Origin of the sequence: Mesorhizobium sp. M7A.F.Ca.ET.027.03.2.1 (assembly GCF_003999175.1) — a bacterium.
GTDB lineage: Bacteria > Pseudomonadota > Alphaproteobacteria > Rhizobiales > Rhizobiaceae > Mesorhizobium.
Genome location: NZ_RZOM01001459.1, coordinates 1 through 1,111, shown reverse-complemented (window position 1 = coordinate 1,111; position 1,111 = coordinate 1). Strand labels below are relative to the sequence as shown.

Annotated in this window: 2 protein-coding genes; both read right to left on the bottom strand. The window is 64.9% G+C overall.

Going from position 1 to position 1,111, the window contains the following annotated elements; translation table 11 throughout:
* The coding region (locus EN750_RS35595) for a phosphatase PAP2 family protein (protein WP_145968254.1) at nt 1-648 on the bottom strand (648 nt) is incomplete at its 3' end.
* 14 nt (nt 649-662) lie between these two features.
* Nucleotides 663-1,004: a hypothetical protein gene (locus tag EN750_RS35590; protein ID WP_127399362.1), complete on the bottom strand. Its 342-nt coding sequence runs from the start codon at nt 1,002-1,004 to the stop codon at nt 663-665.
* Between the last annotated feature and the right edge of the window lie 107 nt (nt 1,005-1,111).

The window sequence follows — 1,111 nt, the reverse complement described above, 5'->3', positions numbered from 1 at the left end:
GCACAGCATCGCCCAGACGAAGCCGGCGCACCAGCCGGCAAGCACATCCGATGGCCAGTGGACGCCAAGATAGATGCGGCTGATGCCGACCAGCAGCGTCGTCAGCACCGCCAGCGACAGCACATAGATCTTCGTCGTTCGACCGGGCAGGAAGCGTGCCGCCAGCGCGCCGAGCGTCAGATAGGTCACGGCCGACAGCATGGCGTGGCCGCTCGGAAAAGACAGCGTCGTTTCGTTGACGAGATGCGAGACGAGTTCGGGGCGCGGCCGGTCGATGCCGGCTTTCAGCAGGCTCGACAGCACCTGACCGCCGGCCACCGCCACGAAGATGAAAAGGGCGGTCGCCGGCCTGCGGATAAGCAGGAGATAGACGATTACCGCCGTCACGATCAGCACCAACACGCTGCCGCTGCCAAGACTTGTGATGTCGCGCATCGCCCCTTGCAGCCACAGCGGGCCGATCGGGCTGTCAGGGCGCCCCGCCTGGCGGAAGGCGAGCAGGATCTCGGTGTCGAAGGCGTGCGGCGTGGTGGCGCGCGCAATCTCCATCAGCTCCTCGAATCCCCACAGGCCGGCGGCGATGACCAGGCCGGCCAGCAGCACCGGGAATTCGACCCGGTTGAGCAAAGCGTTCGCGGCGTTCTTCATCGGCAATTCGCCCGTTACAGCCGGCCTTGCAGATAGGGTCCGAGCGTGATCAGCGCCACCGCTGCGATCGCCAGCATGATGCCGGTCGCCTGCAGCGCATTGACGCGCTCGCCGAAGAAGACCAGCGCCACGACGTTCACGGAGACCATCTGGATGACGGCGGAAAGGCTGAACGACACCGACATGCCGAATTCGCGGATCAGCCGCAGCATGATCAGATTGCCCAGCGAATAGAGCGCCAGCGTCAGCGCTATCTTGCCAAGGCTCGGCGCAAGGCCCCATTGCTTGGCGGCTGTCGCCGCCAGCAGGAAAATGACCGTCGAAAAGCCGAGCTGCAGCAATCCCGAAAAACTCAACGTTTCGTCCCCTCTCGGAGCGGCTCCCGCCGCGTGCGTCGCGGACGTTGTTTCCCAAGCGCGCCGGGACGTCAAGCGACCACGACCAAACGAAGCCCTTGGCAATG